Source organism: Luteibacter sp., assembly GCF_036500425.1.
Taxonomy (GTDB): domain Bacteria; phylum Pseudomonadota; class Gammaproteobacteria; order Xanthomonadales; family Rhodanobacteraceae; genus Luteibacter.
Genome location: NZ_DASYCB010000014.1, coordinates 50,067 through 63,069, shown reverse-complemented (window position 1 = coordinate 63,069; position 13,003 = coordinate 50,067). Strand labels below are relative to the sequence as shown.

The window sequence follows — 13,003 nt, the reverse complement described above, 5'->3', positions numbered from 1 at the left end:
GTTTCTGTCTCGTCGATGATCCGCGGCATTTCCGCCAATGCCGAGATTACCGGAAGCTTTGAGTTAGGATCCGTCATTGCGTCACTTCGACAGCATAATGCGGTGAAGGTCGAAGATTTTGAGAAGATCCTAAGCGCCCACGGACTTGAGCGTTACATGCTCGACGAGTTTGGGCTCTAAGATGCGTGATATCTCGCGCACCAAACCGACGCGAATCACATTTTCACCGAGCTGTCTGGGGATGCCGCGCACGACGCGGGAAAATGGAGAAGCTCTCAGTTCGTTCTCACCGCAACAGCCTAGCCTTTCGAAGTTTGATTTAGCACGTAAAGTTTGAGCTCACCTAGTGCTTCTCGACATCGTCATTTGTTCGAAAGTTGCTTCAATGCCTGTTCTCGTTGGTGCTCGCCTATCCAACGATCCTGTGAAGCTCGCTCGAAATGATTGCGGGCAAGTGTTCGTAACTTTTTACTTTCGCTCAACTTCAACACCGATCCGATAGCATAGTGAACTGAACCGAGCGAACCTATCGCCGGGTTGGTCGAAACAAACTCACTCACCGACGTGAGCTGCCCGTGCTGCGCGGCCGGGAGACGATGGTAAAGCAGGCGAGCATGTTGCGTAAGGACTGTTCGTGCCGCCCGCTCCCAGTCCCGGCTAATAGTCCTGACGTCGACGTCTAATCTGTTGGAAACAATCATCTGGCCGTAACGAGGCCTAAAGGTGCACCAGACATGGTGAAGCCCAGGGCAGCGGAAAGTGTAACCTCCCGCCTGCCCGAACAGACTGACGTTTCGTCTGAAGCTCTCTCTGGGGCTGATTGTCCGAGTGCGTGTTGGGCCGCAATAGATGCGTGGAGATCGCAGTGTTCTGCGTTCTCCGAGCGGATCCTCGATCCAGATATCGAATAAGTCATAGCCCGGGTCTACGGCATCAGGAATCCGGAAGCTCCTCTCCACTCCAGGCGCAACTTCGAGCGTGATATCCGCGCGCTATCAGATTCAGCAAGGAGGCCGCTCCGAGACGCATTCCTCCAGCGGCATCATCGTATCGACTGGACTGGGTTCGACTGGGTGGTTTCAGAGTTTGTTGGCCGGTGCTGCCGGCGTTGCAGGGCACGCGCTTGCAGGACCGATTCAGGCCATGCGCGAGCATGGCTTCGCATGGGATGCCGACCATTTGCAGTTCACGGTGCGCGAACCCTTCCCAAGCCGCACGACACAGGTCGAGCTGGTTTTCGGGCAGGTGACTGCTAGAGAGCCATTACAACTTGTCTCGCAGATGGCAGGCTACGGCGTGATCTTCAGCGATGGGATCGAGGCCGATTTCCTGGAGTTCAATGCCGGAATGACTGCGACCATCAGCGTGGCGGAAAGATACGGTCAACTCGTGAACTGAGACAGCTGCGCATCTGTCGACCCGAGCGTTCCGCAGGCAGAGCTTGTGACGCAGCGATCGGATGCGCCACTCAAAGGCCTGAATGGATGGAAACGGTGGCTCATGTCGTTTGGCACGGTTGCCCACGTCCTGTGTCGTAGAGAGAATGGCTCCAGGGGAACGGCGGAGGCCACATGATGCTAGCTGTGCAGATGGACCTGCTTGACGCGGTTGGACGAATCGATGACATGGCCGTGACGTGGAATCACGTTATCGATCTCGTCTGGGTCGTTAACCGTATAGCTGTTCTGGCGGTTTTCATTCTCGTCCTGGCAACTGGCTGGGGCTCGACTCGCTACGGCTGGTTCCGCCGCCTGTTCCGCGAGCGGAGCTATCCTTCACTGGTGGCCTACGGCTGGCTTCTCGCCCTTGTGTGGCTATTGGTCCAGCTCCCAGGCAATTTTTATCAGCATGCGAAGTACCCGGCACCCGATGCTGATTCGTTCAGCGAATGGCTCACCGGGCAGTTCGGATCGCTCGTGCCCGTTATGCTAGGTGTCGCCATCCTGGTGTGGTTGCCCTATCGCCTCATGCGATGGAGTCCGCATCGCTGGTGGCTCTGGCTGGGCGCTGTATCCGCCCCCGCGCTACTCGCTGTGTTCGTGCTCCAGCCTGTATGGACGGTACGCGCCTCCGGGCTGCGTCCGCTGCAGGACACGTCGCTCTCCGCGGAAATCAGGTCTCTGGCCGCACAATGCGGGGTCGCGCACCCAGAGGTCGTCGTCGGCGGCAATGACACGCATGTGGTGGGTTTAGGCGGGGCAAGTGCCATCGTCCTGCAATCGGACCTGCAGAAGGTCGAGGATCCAGCCCAGATACGCTTCACGATCGCCCACGAACTGAAGCACTACGTGGAAGGCGACAACTGGAAAGCCTGGGCCATTTCCGTGGCGCTCATCCTGCTAATCGGCGGGACATTCCACTTCGCCGGCCGCCCGCTAACCAGGCGATGGAAAAATCAGTTCGGATTCGACGAGATCGGTGATCCGCGATCCCTGCCGCTATTGGCCGTCTGCACCGTGCTGGTATGGACGGCGATTCTTCCGCTGTTCTTGTCGTACAACCGGCATATTGAGCGCGACGCCGATCGGTTTGGCCTGGCTCTGTCCGGTGAGCGGCGCGCGGCGGGAACCTTGTTCCGGAGCTGGAAGGATGAATTGGCCCTGCCAGATACGGATACCTTTGGCCGGCTGATTCGCGCCAACCATCCGTCAACATCAGAGCGGATACGTATGGCGGAGACCTTCGAGCCGTCGGAGGGCGATCTACCTGAATCGTGCGTGGCTGGAAAAGCACCGCCTTCGGGTCTCGGCAGCATCAATCAACCGACTGCAAATGCCCCTTCATCTCCTTAAGCCACGGCTTAAGTCGCTCGATATCGTCAAACACCTTAAGGTCCCGCTCGAACAGCTGGATGAACCTGCTCACATCGGCAAGGTATTCGTTGAGCGCGCGCTTGATGATCTTCGGCGAGGTCGTCCCGGTCGGTTTCAGTCCGCAGCGCATCTGAAACTCCGAATCCACTTCAGCCAACTCCCGGTCGAGCCCGCGGAGCTGTTCCTTGAGAACCGCATTCCAGCGCTTGAGGCGTTCCGCACTCACGCTATCAATCGCTGCCTGGTCAATGTGCTCCAGCTCAAGCTGGATCTCCAGCAGCTCAAGCAGGCTTCGATCAGCGTATGCGCGATTGACTCGCTGCATCAGCGTCGCCTTGCGCCCGCGCTCGACCGGATCGGCCTCGCGATCGGGATGCAACGCGCTCACTAGCTTGCGGTAAACCTCCCGAAGCGAAACGTGGGCTTCAGTCTCCTCGGTATGGGCACGCGCCCTGGCCGACTTACGCTCATGGACCTTCCTGCGTCCAGCTTGAGCGTCCTCGCGCGCCTGGCGCTGCTGTTCTTCGCGGCGCTCCTGCTGGTCGAGCTCATCCTGAATACGCCGCATGGCTTCCTCAGGTGAGCTCGTGTCGACGTCCTCGGCAAGGTCGTCGGCAGGCACCTGGTGGAACGCGGCCGCCCGTTCGGCCTGTATGCTCGCTTCGTCCGCACGAGGTGAGGCGTTGTAGCGTCCGTGGATCTCCGCGACGACCGGGTCATCCACCGACATGAGCACCTGCTCGGCGACGTGCGAGATGAGATCCACGACGATCTTGCGCTCCGTCCTGGTGAGCTCCCTCATGTCGTGCGATTGGTCGAGGCGTTGAATGAGCTGAGATCGAACCTCATCCAGTTTCTGGCGCCGCGGCACGAGGTCGCCGTTGTACTTGCGGTTGAACTCGAGTCTGTACGCTTCCCAATCAGCCAGCGTGGCTCGCCGTTCCTTGATCCTCGTCACCAACGTATGAAAGGATTTTTGGCTCTTCGATACCGGCCGTAGGCTATCGGCACTCAGCGCATCGCTGGCGGTAAGGGTTTTATTGACCATGCGGAGTCATTCTACCGCGCCCGATTCGATTGAAATGTCTTTGTCATTCACCCGACCTACGTTGGATTGCTCAACAGGCAACCAACGATAACTCCCCATGGATAATTCTCGACGTCGTTTCCTGGGCGTCGCCGGCGGGTTTGCCGGCGCATGCGTCTTCGTCGATACCTTACGGGTCGCCCAGGCGATGGATATGCCGATGGCCATGCCGATGAAGCAGCGGATGGCCATGCCGGGCCTGGCCGCGCCGAACGTGCCGCTGGTGAACCCGGTGACCATGGCAAAGTTTGCCGATGCCCTGCCGGTGCCGCCGATCGCCGTGCCCACGGGCAAGCGTACCCACGTCGCATTCGGAAGCCGGCAGCTGCCGCTCTACCGCATGCCAATGCAGGCATTCAATGCCAGGGTGCACCGGGACCTGCCGCCGACACCGCAGTGGGGTTACGCAGGCTCCACGCCGGGCCCGACGATCGTGACGCGCCGTGGCGAGCCGGTACTGGTGGAATGGGCCAATGAACTGCCCACCCGGCATTTCCTGCCTATCGATCACGGTATTCATGGCGCCGAGAAATCCAAACCCGAGGTTCGCACCATCACCCATGTGCACGGTGCGCGCGTGTCCGCGCCGAACGACGGCTGGCCTGAAGACTGGTACGTGCCGGGCAAATCGCTGACCGCCCTTTACCCGGGCGACCAGGACGCCACCACCCTGTGGTACCACGATCACGCCATGGGTATCACGCGGCTGAACATCTATGCGGGCCTGTTCGGCAGCTTCCATGTACACGACGACGACGAGCAGGCCCTGGGGCTTCCCTCGGGCGAATTCGATATTCCGTTGATGCTCTACGACCGCCTGCTCGCCAAGAGCGGCAAGCTTTATTACCCGGTGTCGGACGACCCCGACGCGCCCTGGGTATCCGAATGCCGCGGGGACGCGGTGCTGTGCAACGGCAAGCTGTATCCGTATCTTGAAGTAGAGCCGCACCGCTATCGCTTCCGGTTGATCAACGCGGCCAATACCAGCTTCTTCAACCTGTCGCTGTCGCATGGCAAGCCGTTCCAGCAGATTGGCAGCGACCAGGGACTGCTGGCAGCGCCCACCGATCGCCTGAACATCGAACTCTATCCAGCCGAACGTGCCGAGGTAATCGTCGACTTCAGTGCTTATGCGGGCCAGTCAGTGCAGCTACGCCACCAGGCCGACGGCATCGTCGAATTCCGCGTTCGCGCCAAAGGTCGCCGCGATACCTCGGTGGTACCGGCCACGTTGCGTCCGGTCCAACGCATCGAGCCATCCACCGCAGTGCAGGACCGCGTGCTTGCACTGGGCGAGCAGGACGATTCGGGCGGTAATCCGATGACGATGCTGCTCGATGGAAAGATGTGGAGCGATCCCATCAGCGAAAAGCCCAAAAAGGGCACGGTTGAAACATGGACGTTCGTCAATGTGACAGGCGACGCGCATCCCATCCACCTTCACCTTGTGCGCTTCCAGATACTGGAGCGCCGTCCGTTCGACCTCTTCGCATGGAATGCCCGCAAGGAACTGAAGTTCACCGGGCCATCGATACCACCGGCCGCGCACGAAGCTGGCTGGAAAGACACCGTGCGTTGCGACCCCGGCATGGTCACCCGCATCATCACGCGCTTCGACGGTGAGCCAGGCAAATACGTCTGGCACTGCCACTACCTCGAGCACGAAGACAACGAAATGATGCGTCCCTACGAACTGGTCTGAGCCCTTTGGTTTTTTCTTGCGGCGGTAACGACTGTTCGCAATATCTTGCGTTGACACGTTAACGTCATCACGCCCTCGCGCATTGTCGCCACCATGCCAACAATTCGTCACATGCGGGGCAGATGCTCTCGGCGGTCGACGGGTCATCCACAACCTCAGTCGATAAGCATCAGGGGGAAGACTTCCAGTAGGGAGAAATTCGCAAATGGTTACTTGGTTGCGCCGCACGCGGCTTTCGCCGCTGTTGCTTGGTGCGCTTTCCGTCGGCCTCGCCGGCATCGTCAGCGCCCAGGACACCACTCCGCCCGACCACGATGCGCAGTTCCGCAAGAATGTGCCCGTGGCTCCCTTCAAGAACCAGGCTGGCCTTCCCGGCGGCGTCGTTGTGCTGCACAAGCCGACGCACGGCCAGGACAACAGCGCCAACACCGTCACCCCGATCAAGCACGTGATCCTGCTGATCGGCGAAAACCGCACGTTCGACCACGTCTATGGCACCTACACCGCGCCGAAGGGGCAGTCGGTGGATAACCTGCTGTCCAAGGGCATCGTCAATGCCGACGGCACGCCGGGTCCGAACGTGGACCTTGCTACGCAGTTCATGGCCTCGAGCACCGGCAAGTTCGACATGTCGCCGAAGAAGGCCGGCAAGTACAAGACGCTTCCGCAGATGAACACCGGTGGCGCTCCCACCGCGGCACCCTTCGCTTCCGCAGCACAGGCGCAGGCCCTTGAACCGGCCCTGCCTGATGACGCCTATGACATGCTCGCTGCCGGTGGCACAGGCCTGCCCAACGGCGTAGTCGACACCCGTTTCCCGGCGAAGCTCGTCAACGCGCCGGTCGACATGCATGCGTCGATCAGCTACGACGCCTACGCCAACAGCCCCGTGCATCGCTTCTTCCAGATGTGGCAGCAGCTCGATTGCGACACCAAGGCAGCCACTGCCGCCAACCCGAGCGGTTGTCGCAACGATCTGTTCCCCTGGGTCGAAACCACCATGGGCGCGGGCAACAACGGCGATCCGCTGCCGGCGAACTTTAACGACCAGACCACCGGTGAAGGCTCCACCGCCATGCAGTTCCTGAACATGGCCCAGGGCGATGCGCCTTACTTCAAGGAGCTGGCACAGAAGTATGCGCTGAGCGACAACTTCCACCAGTCGGTGATGGGCGGCACGGGTGCCAACCACATCATGCTTGGCTTCGGCACCTTGATCTACTACGCCGATGCCAACGGTAACCCGGCCACCCCGCCGGAAAACCAGATCGAGAACCCGGATGCGCAGTTCGGTACCAACAACTGGTGGGTGCAGGACGGCTACGGCGGTGGTTCGTACGTCGAGTGCGCTGACGAAAGCCAGCCGGGCGTGAAGCAGATCAAGAACTACCTGCGCTCGCTGCCGTACCTGACGTTCAAGGGCACGGACTGCAAGGCCAAGGCCTACTACCTGGTGAACAACTACAACCCAGGCTACATGGGTGACGGCACGCCGGCTCCGCTGGGCCCCGACCAGTTCACCATCCCGCCGACCACGCAGGAAAACCTGGCGCTACTGCTGGAGAAGCACAAGGTCTCCTGGAAGTACTACGGCGAGGGCTTCGGTGGCGGCAAGGAAGACGGTGAGGCAGGCACCTTCTGCAACATCTGCGATCCCTTCCTGTATTCCACCCAGGTCATGACCGACCCGGAACTGCGCGCCAAGAACCAGGATATCAACGACCTGTACGACGACATCCAGAACAACACGCTGCCGGCCGTTTCCATCGCCAAGCCGGATGGCATCCTCGATGGTCACCCGGCCTCGTCGAAGCTGGACCTGTTCGAAGGGTATGTGCGCAAGATCGTCGATATGGCCAAGGCCAACCCGAAGGTATGGGACGACACCGTAATCATGGTGACCTTCGATGAAGGTGGTGGCTACTACGATTCTGGCTACATCCAGCCGATCGACTTCTTCGGCGACGGCACGCGCATCCCGCTGCTGGTGGTGTCGAAGTACTCCGTCGGCGGCAAGGTCGTGCACACGTACTACGACCATGTCTCGTTCGACAAATTCGTCGAGGCCAACTGGAACCTGAAGGACCAGATCTCCGGCCGCAGCCGCGACAATCTGCCTAACCCGGTGTCGTTCAGGGATCATCCGTATGTCCCGGTGAACGCGCCGGCCATCGGCAACCTCATGGACATGTTCAACTTCACCCGGAAGGATGTCCGCGACACTGCCGCGATCGCTGACTGATCGCTCACGGTCCACTCGATACCGACCCTGCCCGCGCAAGCGGGCAGGGTTTTCGTGTTGCAAGGAGTCCAATGATGATGAAGCGTTTGCTGCTGCCCCCGCTTGCCGCCGCGTGTGCACTTGCCATGAGTGCGGCCACACCTGTCCGCGCGGATCCCGGTGACTTCGGCGCCATGCCCGGCCTGTGGAAGATCCTGGTCCGGCACGTGGCCAACGGCAAGGCAGGTGCACCGGAAGTGCATTGGCATTGCGTGGATGAAGGTGCCGACCCCTGGACCACGTTCGCCGCGTGGACGCCGGCGGAGGGCGAGTGCGCCGCTACCGACCAGCAACGCCGAAGTACCTCGCTGGCATGGAAGCTCACCTGCAAGGGGGGAGCGGTGGCTTCGGCACATGTGGATTTCGACAGCGCCAAGCACTACACAGGCAGCGTCACGGTCGAAGGCCACGGCGAGGTGACGCAGGTGGAAGGCGCCCGTTACGCTGCCTGCACCAGTCCGCAAGATTAACGCGGCCGCGGCCACGACGCCTCCAGGACGTCCTGCTGCACGCCGGGGCATCGGAAAGCTATAGTCAAACCGGTACGCGATCCACCATCGTTTGCCGACCTGGCCAAACCTCGACGGACTGGAGAGTTGCCGCATGTTGATCAAGTTAGTGCCGCACCAGACACCTCGCTTTGTCTCTCAACTGGCGACCCTCGCATTCGTTGCTTTCTCGGTTCCACTCGCTTCGGCTGCTGGGGTAGCTACCGACAGCTCTTCCTGGGAAAACCATCTGCGCCCCGCTATCGCGGACGCAGGCCAACCCGTGCCTCACTGGTCGCTGCGTGACCGCATGGCGTATTACCACGTACCCGGCGTGGCCGTCGCGGTGCTGCGTCATGGCAAGGTCTGGCAGGTGAAAGGGTACGGGCTCAAGGAAGCTGGCACGAGTGACAAAGTGGATGGCGATACGCTGTTTTCAGCTGGCTAGATCAGCAAGGTAGCGACGGCCGTGATGATCTTGCGCATGGTGCAGGCAGGCAAGTTGGACCTTGACCGCAACATCGATACTTACCTGACGAGCTGGCATGTTCCGGCCACCAAGGACACGCCCCATCCCGACGTCACCTTGCGCATGCTGATGTCGCATACCTCCGGGTTCAACGTGGGCGGCTTTCCTGATTTCCTGCCTCAGGAGCACGTGCCGACCTTGCTGCAGACGCTGGATGGCCTGCCACCGGCGAAACACCATGCCGTTCGGCTCATCCATCCGCCAGGCTCGCGCTACGCTTACTCCGGCGGGGGCATCGAGGTGGAGCAGCAGCTACTCGAAGATGTGACCCACACCGATTTGCCACGGCAGCTCGCACCTGGCTGCTCGATCCACTGCACATGCAGCGCAGCACGTTTGAGAGTCCATTGTCCGCCGCGCGGGGCAATATCGCTAAAGCCCACGATGAGCAAGGCAAGCTCATCGCGTTGCCTCGCGGCTGGCAGACGTTTCCCGAGCAAGCCGCATCGGGGCTGTGGACGAACGCGAACGAGCTCGGTGGCATGGTCGCCATGCTGATCGAAAGTTATCAGGGGCATAACGGGTTTCTCTCGCGCACCCTTGCCACACAAATGATGAGCGCCGTCTCGCCCAGCCCCCAGGGACTGGGACCGGAACTCATGGGATCGGGTGACGGGCGGGTCTTCTTCCACAGTGGCTCCAACGACAACTACCGCGCCTGGATGGAGGGTTATCTGCAGACAGGCGACGGCTTCGTGATCCTTACCAACAGCCCGAACGGTGCGCGTCTTCGTCTGGAAATCCGGCATGCGTTGTCCGATATGATCGGTCAGGGTGTCGATCCAGTGCTACATGCTGTCGCACTCGATCCTGCGGATGTCTCCTATGCGGACTACCAGGGCACCTATCGCCTGGATGACAGCGTGCCTATGGATGTGCGCGGCCGGCTCGCCGATGACTTTGATGCCGATTCGTTTCAGATCATGATGTCCCACGGCGAGGCATCGTTGCGCGTGCCCGGTGACGCTGACGTGCACCGGCTTAAGGCCTTGTCGCCGACGCGCTTCGTCGATCCGGATTCCGATTCGATGCCCCTCATGCAGCTTGAGTTTCACCGCGATGCACACGGAAAGGTCCGCGCTGTTAGCGTGGAAAGCGGCGATGCTCGCGCCTACTACCGGCGGCAGTCACCCGAATGATCTTCGCTTTTGCGCGCGGCGGATGTCCCGTCAGGCCTTGATGAACGCAAGAAGGTCGGGATTCAGGACATCCGCATGGGTGGTCAGCATGCCGTGCGGGAATCCCGGGTACGCCTTCAACGATCCCTTCGCAAGCAAGTCGACCGCACGCGGTACCGCACTCGCGAACGGTACGATCTGATCATCTTCGCCATGCATGACCAGGACCGGCACCGTGATCTTCTTCAGATCGTCGGTGTAGTCCTCCAGCCAGGAGGCGACGGTCTCGTAGTGGGCGTGGGCGCCGCCGGCCATGCCCTGGCGCCACCAGTTGGCGATCACCGGTTCAGACGGCTTGGCCCCCGGGCGGTTGAATCCATAGAACGGCCCCTCCGGGACGGCCCGGTAAAACGCAGACCGGTTGCCGAGCATGCCTGCCCTGACCTCGTCGAACCATTCCTGCGGGTGACCGCCAGGATTCGCGTCGGTTTTCAACATGTTCGGCGTCAACGAGGCCACCAGCACTGCCTTGGCGACCCGGTCCTGGTGCCGAGCCACGTAGCGCGCCACCTCGCCGCCGCCGGTGGAGTGCCCGATGTGGATGGCGTCGCGGAGACCGAGGTGTTCGGTCAGTGCAGCGAGGTCGGCGACCCAATGATCCATGTCGTTGCCCGTGGCGACCTGCTCGGACCGACCGTGCCCGCGCCGGTCATGGGCGATCACCCGGTAGCCGCGGTGAAGGAAGAACATCATCTGGGCATCCCAGTCGTCCGCCGACAGGGGCCAGCCATGGCTGAAGACGATCGGCTGACCGGATCCCCAGTCCTTGTAGAAGATCTGTACGCCGTCCGGTGTGGTGATCGTAGGCATCGCGGTACTCCTATCAGACATGGATTGAAGTGATGTTGCCCTGCCCGGCATTGAGCATGGTGCCAGCGCTTTCCCTCGCCGTCTTGTCGTAACTATCCCATTCGTTTCTGACGCTTAGGGGTCCATATCCGCACATGGAACACCGCGCGACGCGCGGTCGATGCCATCACACCCCTGCAATTGGATCGATTGAATCTCCGGGCGATATGCGATATGAACCCTAGCTGCCTTCCTGGGCTCGGGCTTCGTCCCGACCGCTTCCTGCTAGCCACACGGAGATCGCAGCGCATATGTCGGACACATCGAAGCTCGATAACGAGAAGCAAGCCGCCGCCACTGGGGAGGCACCCAGCGACACGCTGGGGAATATCAAACTCTCCCGCCGCAACTTCCTCACCGGCTCGGCCATCGCCGCCACCGGCTTGTTGATCGTGCCCCGCCATGTGCTGGGCGGGGTGGGCCATACGGCCCCCAGCGATCGCCTGAACATCGCCGGCGTTGGCGTCGGCGGCATGGGCGGCAACAACATCCGCGCCCTGGCCAGCGAGAACATCGTCGCCCTGTGCGACGTGGATTGGGGCTACACCGACCGAAACTTCCACAAGATGTTCGATGGCGTGGCGAACGCGCAGGCGCGCCTGGACAAGGCCACGACCGCGAAGAAGCGCCTCGAGATCCAGCAGCAGATCGCGCTGACGAAGCAGCTTGCGAAGAAGTACGACTCGATCAAGCGTTACACCGATTTCCGCCGGATGCTCGAGGAACGGAAGGACATCGACGCCGTGGTCATCGCCACGCCGGATCACCTGCACGCAACGATCGCCAGCGCGGCGATGGCGCTTGGCAAGCACGTGTACGTGCAGAAGCCGCTGACGTGGTCGGTCTTCGAAGCCCGCGAAATGGCGCGAAAGGCGCGGGAAAACCCGAAACTCGCGACACAGATGGGCAACCAGGGCCATTCGACCGACGACACCCGCCTGATCCACGAATACATCGATGCCGGCGCCATCGGCGAGGTGCGCGAGGTGCACGCATGGACGAACCGCCCGCTGGGCTACTGGCCGCAGGGTGTTCCACGCCCGCAAACCGTGCCCGCGCCGTCCGCCACCAGCTGGGACATGGATGCCGTGAACGCGCGCCTCGCCAACGCCATGGCCGGTAACTATCCGAAGCCGCAGGGGCTGGAATGGGACCTCTTCCTCGGCCCGGGCCCGGAAATCGACTACCACCCGCTCTATCACCCGTTCAACTGGCGCGGCTGGGTCGACTGGGGCATGGGCGCCCTCGGCGACATGGGTGCGCACCTCATCGATTCGCCGTTCTGGTCGCTGGACCTTGGTTTCCCGACCTCCGTGGAAACGGTCTCGACGCCGTTCAACAACGCCTCGTACCCCACGGGCACGATGACGTACTACGACTTCCCGGCCCGTGGCGACAAGCCGCCGGTGCGGCTCACCTGGTACGACGGCAACCTGCTGCCGCCCGATCTGGAGGCACTGGGTGCTGGCCAGATGCACGACGGTGGCACGCTCTACGTGGGTTCCAAGGGCAAGCTTGTGCATGAAACCTACGGCGATAATCCGCGCCTGCTGCCGCAGTCCTTGCAGGAGTCGGTGGGTACACCGCCACAGAAGTACACGCGCATCACGACCTCGCACGAAATGAACTGGGTCGATGCCTGTAAGGGCAAGGGGAAGACCAGCTCGCCGTTCGAGTATGCGGCGCAGCTGACGGAGGTGATGCTGCTCGGCATCGTCGCCCTGCGTGCGGGCCACCGCATCGAGTACGATGCGCAGAACATGCAGGTCACCAACATTCCGTCGGCCAACCAGTTCCTGCGCCGCGATTACCGAGCAGGCTGGACCCTCTGAAACCCGAAGACCTCAAGAGCCTGGTGACCGTCGCCATGCCTTACGGGAAATACAAGGGGAGGCTCATTGCCGACCTCCCCGGTGCCTATCTGGCCTGGTACGCCCGTAAGGGGTTTCCGCAGGGCCAGCTAGGCACGTTGCTCACCCTGGCACTCGAGCTCGACCACAACGGCTTGAAGGGCTTGCTCGATCCGCTGCGTACGGGACGCTTCCCCGCCCGCTGACATGCGGCGGGCCAGGCTGC

Annotated in this window: 9 protein-coding genes and 1 pseudogene; 8 read left to right on the top strand and 2 right to left on the bottom strand. The window is 61.5% G+C overall.

The genetic code is table 11. From position 1 onward, the window contains the following. The first annotated feature begins 978 nt into the window (after positions 1 to 978). Positions 979 to 1,398 (top strand): hypothetical protein, encoded by a 420-nt coding sequence (locus VGN46_RS02790; RefSeq protein ID WP_331640380.1) that lies wholly within the window; start codon positions 979 to 981, stop codon positions 1,396 to 1,398. A 173-nt stretch (positions 1,399 to 1,571) separates the two neighbouring features. Then, positions 1,572 to 2,792, top strand: coding sequence for a M48 family metalloprotease (locus VGN46_RS02785; protein ID WP_331640378.1), 1,221 nt, complete (start codon positions 1,572 to 1,574; stop codon positions 2,790 to 2,792). On the opposite strand, the gene VGN46_RS02780 is transcribed toward VGN46_RS02785, so the two are convergent. Continuing rightward, a complete protein-coding gene (locus tag VGN46_RS02780; RefSeq protein WP_331640376.1) occupies positions 2,755 to 3,861 on the bottom strand; it encodes a hypothetical protein in 1,107 nt (368 codons plus the stop codon). The two genes, VGN46_RS02785 and VGN46_RS02780, sit on opposite strands and share 38 nt — an antisense overlap. Positions 3,862 to 3,958: 97 nt before the next feature. On the opposite strand from VGN46_RS02780, the gene VGN46_RS02775 reads away from it, so the two are divergent. The 4 genes and pseudogenes from VGN46_RS02775 (at position 3,959) to VGN46_RS20315 (ending at position 10,039) form a co-directional block, all read left to right on the top strand. After that, positions 3,959 to 5,602 carry a multicopper oxidase family protein gene (locus VGN46_RS02775; RefSeq protein WP_331640374.1) on the top strand — a complete coding sequence of 548 codons (1,644 nt, stop codon included), beginning with the start codon at positions 3,959 to 3,961 and terminating at the stop codon, positions 5,600 to 5,602. A 205-nt stretch (positions 5,603 to 5,807) separates the two neighbouring features. Beyond that, on the top strand, positions 5,808 to 7,844 hold the full coding sequence (locus VGN46_RS02770; protein ID WP_331640372.1) for an alkaline phosphatase family protein: 2,037 nt from the start codon (positions 5,808 to 5,810) through the stop codon (positions 7,842 to 7,844). Between the two features lie 74 nt (positions 7,845 to 7,918). Continuing rightward, positions 7,919 to 8,353 (top strand): DUF3617 domain-containing protein, encoded by a 435-nt coding sequence (locus VGN46_RS02765; protein WP_331640370.1) that lies wholly within the window; start codon positions 7,919 to 7,921, stop codon positions 8,351 to 8,353. 133 nt (positions 8,354 to 8,486) lie between these two features. After that, positions 8,487 to 10,039: pseudogene (locus tag VGN46_RS20315) on the top strand (serine hydrolase domain-containing protein). Between the two features lie 30 nt (positions 10,040 to 10,069). Here VGN46_RS20315 and VGN46_RS02750 read toward each other — a convergent pair. Next, on the bottom strand, positions 10,070 to 10,888 hold the full coding sequence (locus VGN46_RS02750) for an alpha/beta hydrolase (RefSeq protein ID WP_331640368.1): 819 nt from the start codon (positions 10,886 to 10,888) through the stop codon (positions 10,070 to 10,072). 290 nt (positions 10,889 to 11,178) lie between these two features. On the opposite strand from VGN46_RS02750, the gene VGN46_RS02745 reads away from it, so the two are divergent. Continuing rightward, on the top strand, positions 11,179 to 12,759 hold the full coding sequence (locus VGN46_RS02745) for a Gfo/Idh/MocA family protein (protein ID WP_331640366.1): 1,581 nt from the start codon (positions 11,179 to 11,181) through the stop codon (positions 12,757 to 12,759). Beyond that, positions 12,756 to 12,983: a DUF3820 family protein gene (locus tag VGN46_RS02740; protein WP_331640409.1), complete on the top strand. Its 228-nt coding sequence runs from the start codon at positions 12,756 to 12,758 to the stop codon at positions 12,981 to 12,983. Before VGN46_RS02745 ends, VGN46_RS02740 begins: the two co-directional genes overlap by 4 nt. Positions 12,984 to 13,003: the final 20 nt, after the last annotated feature.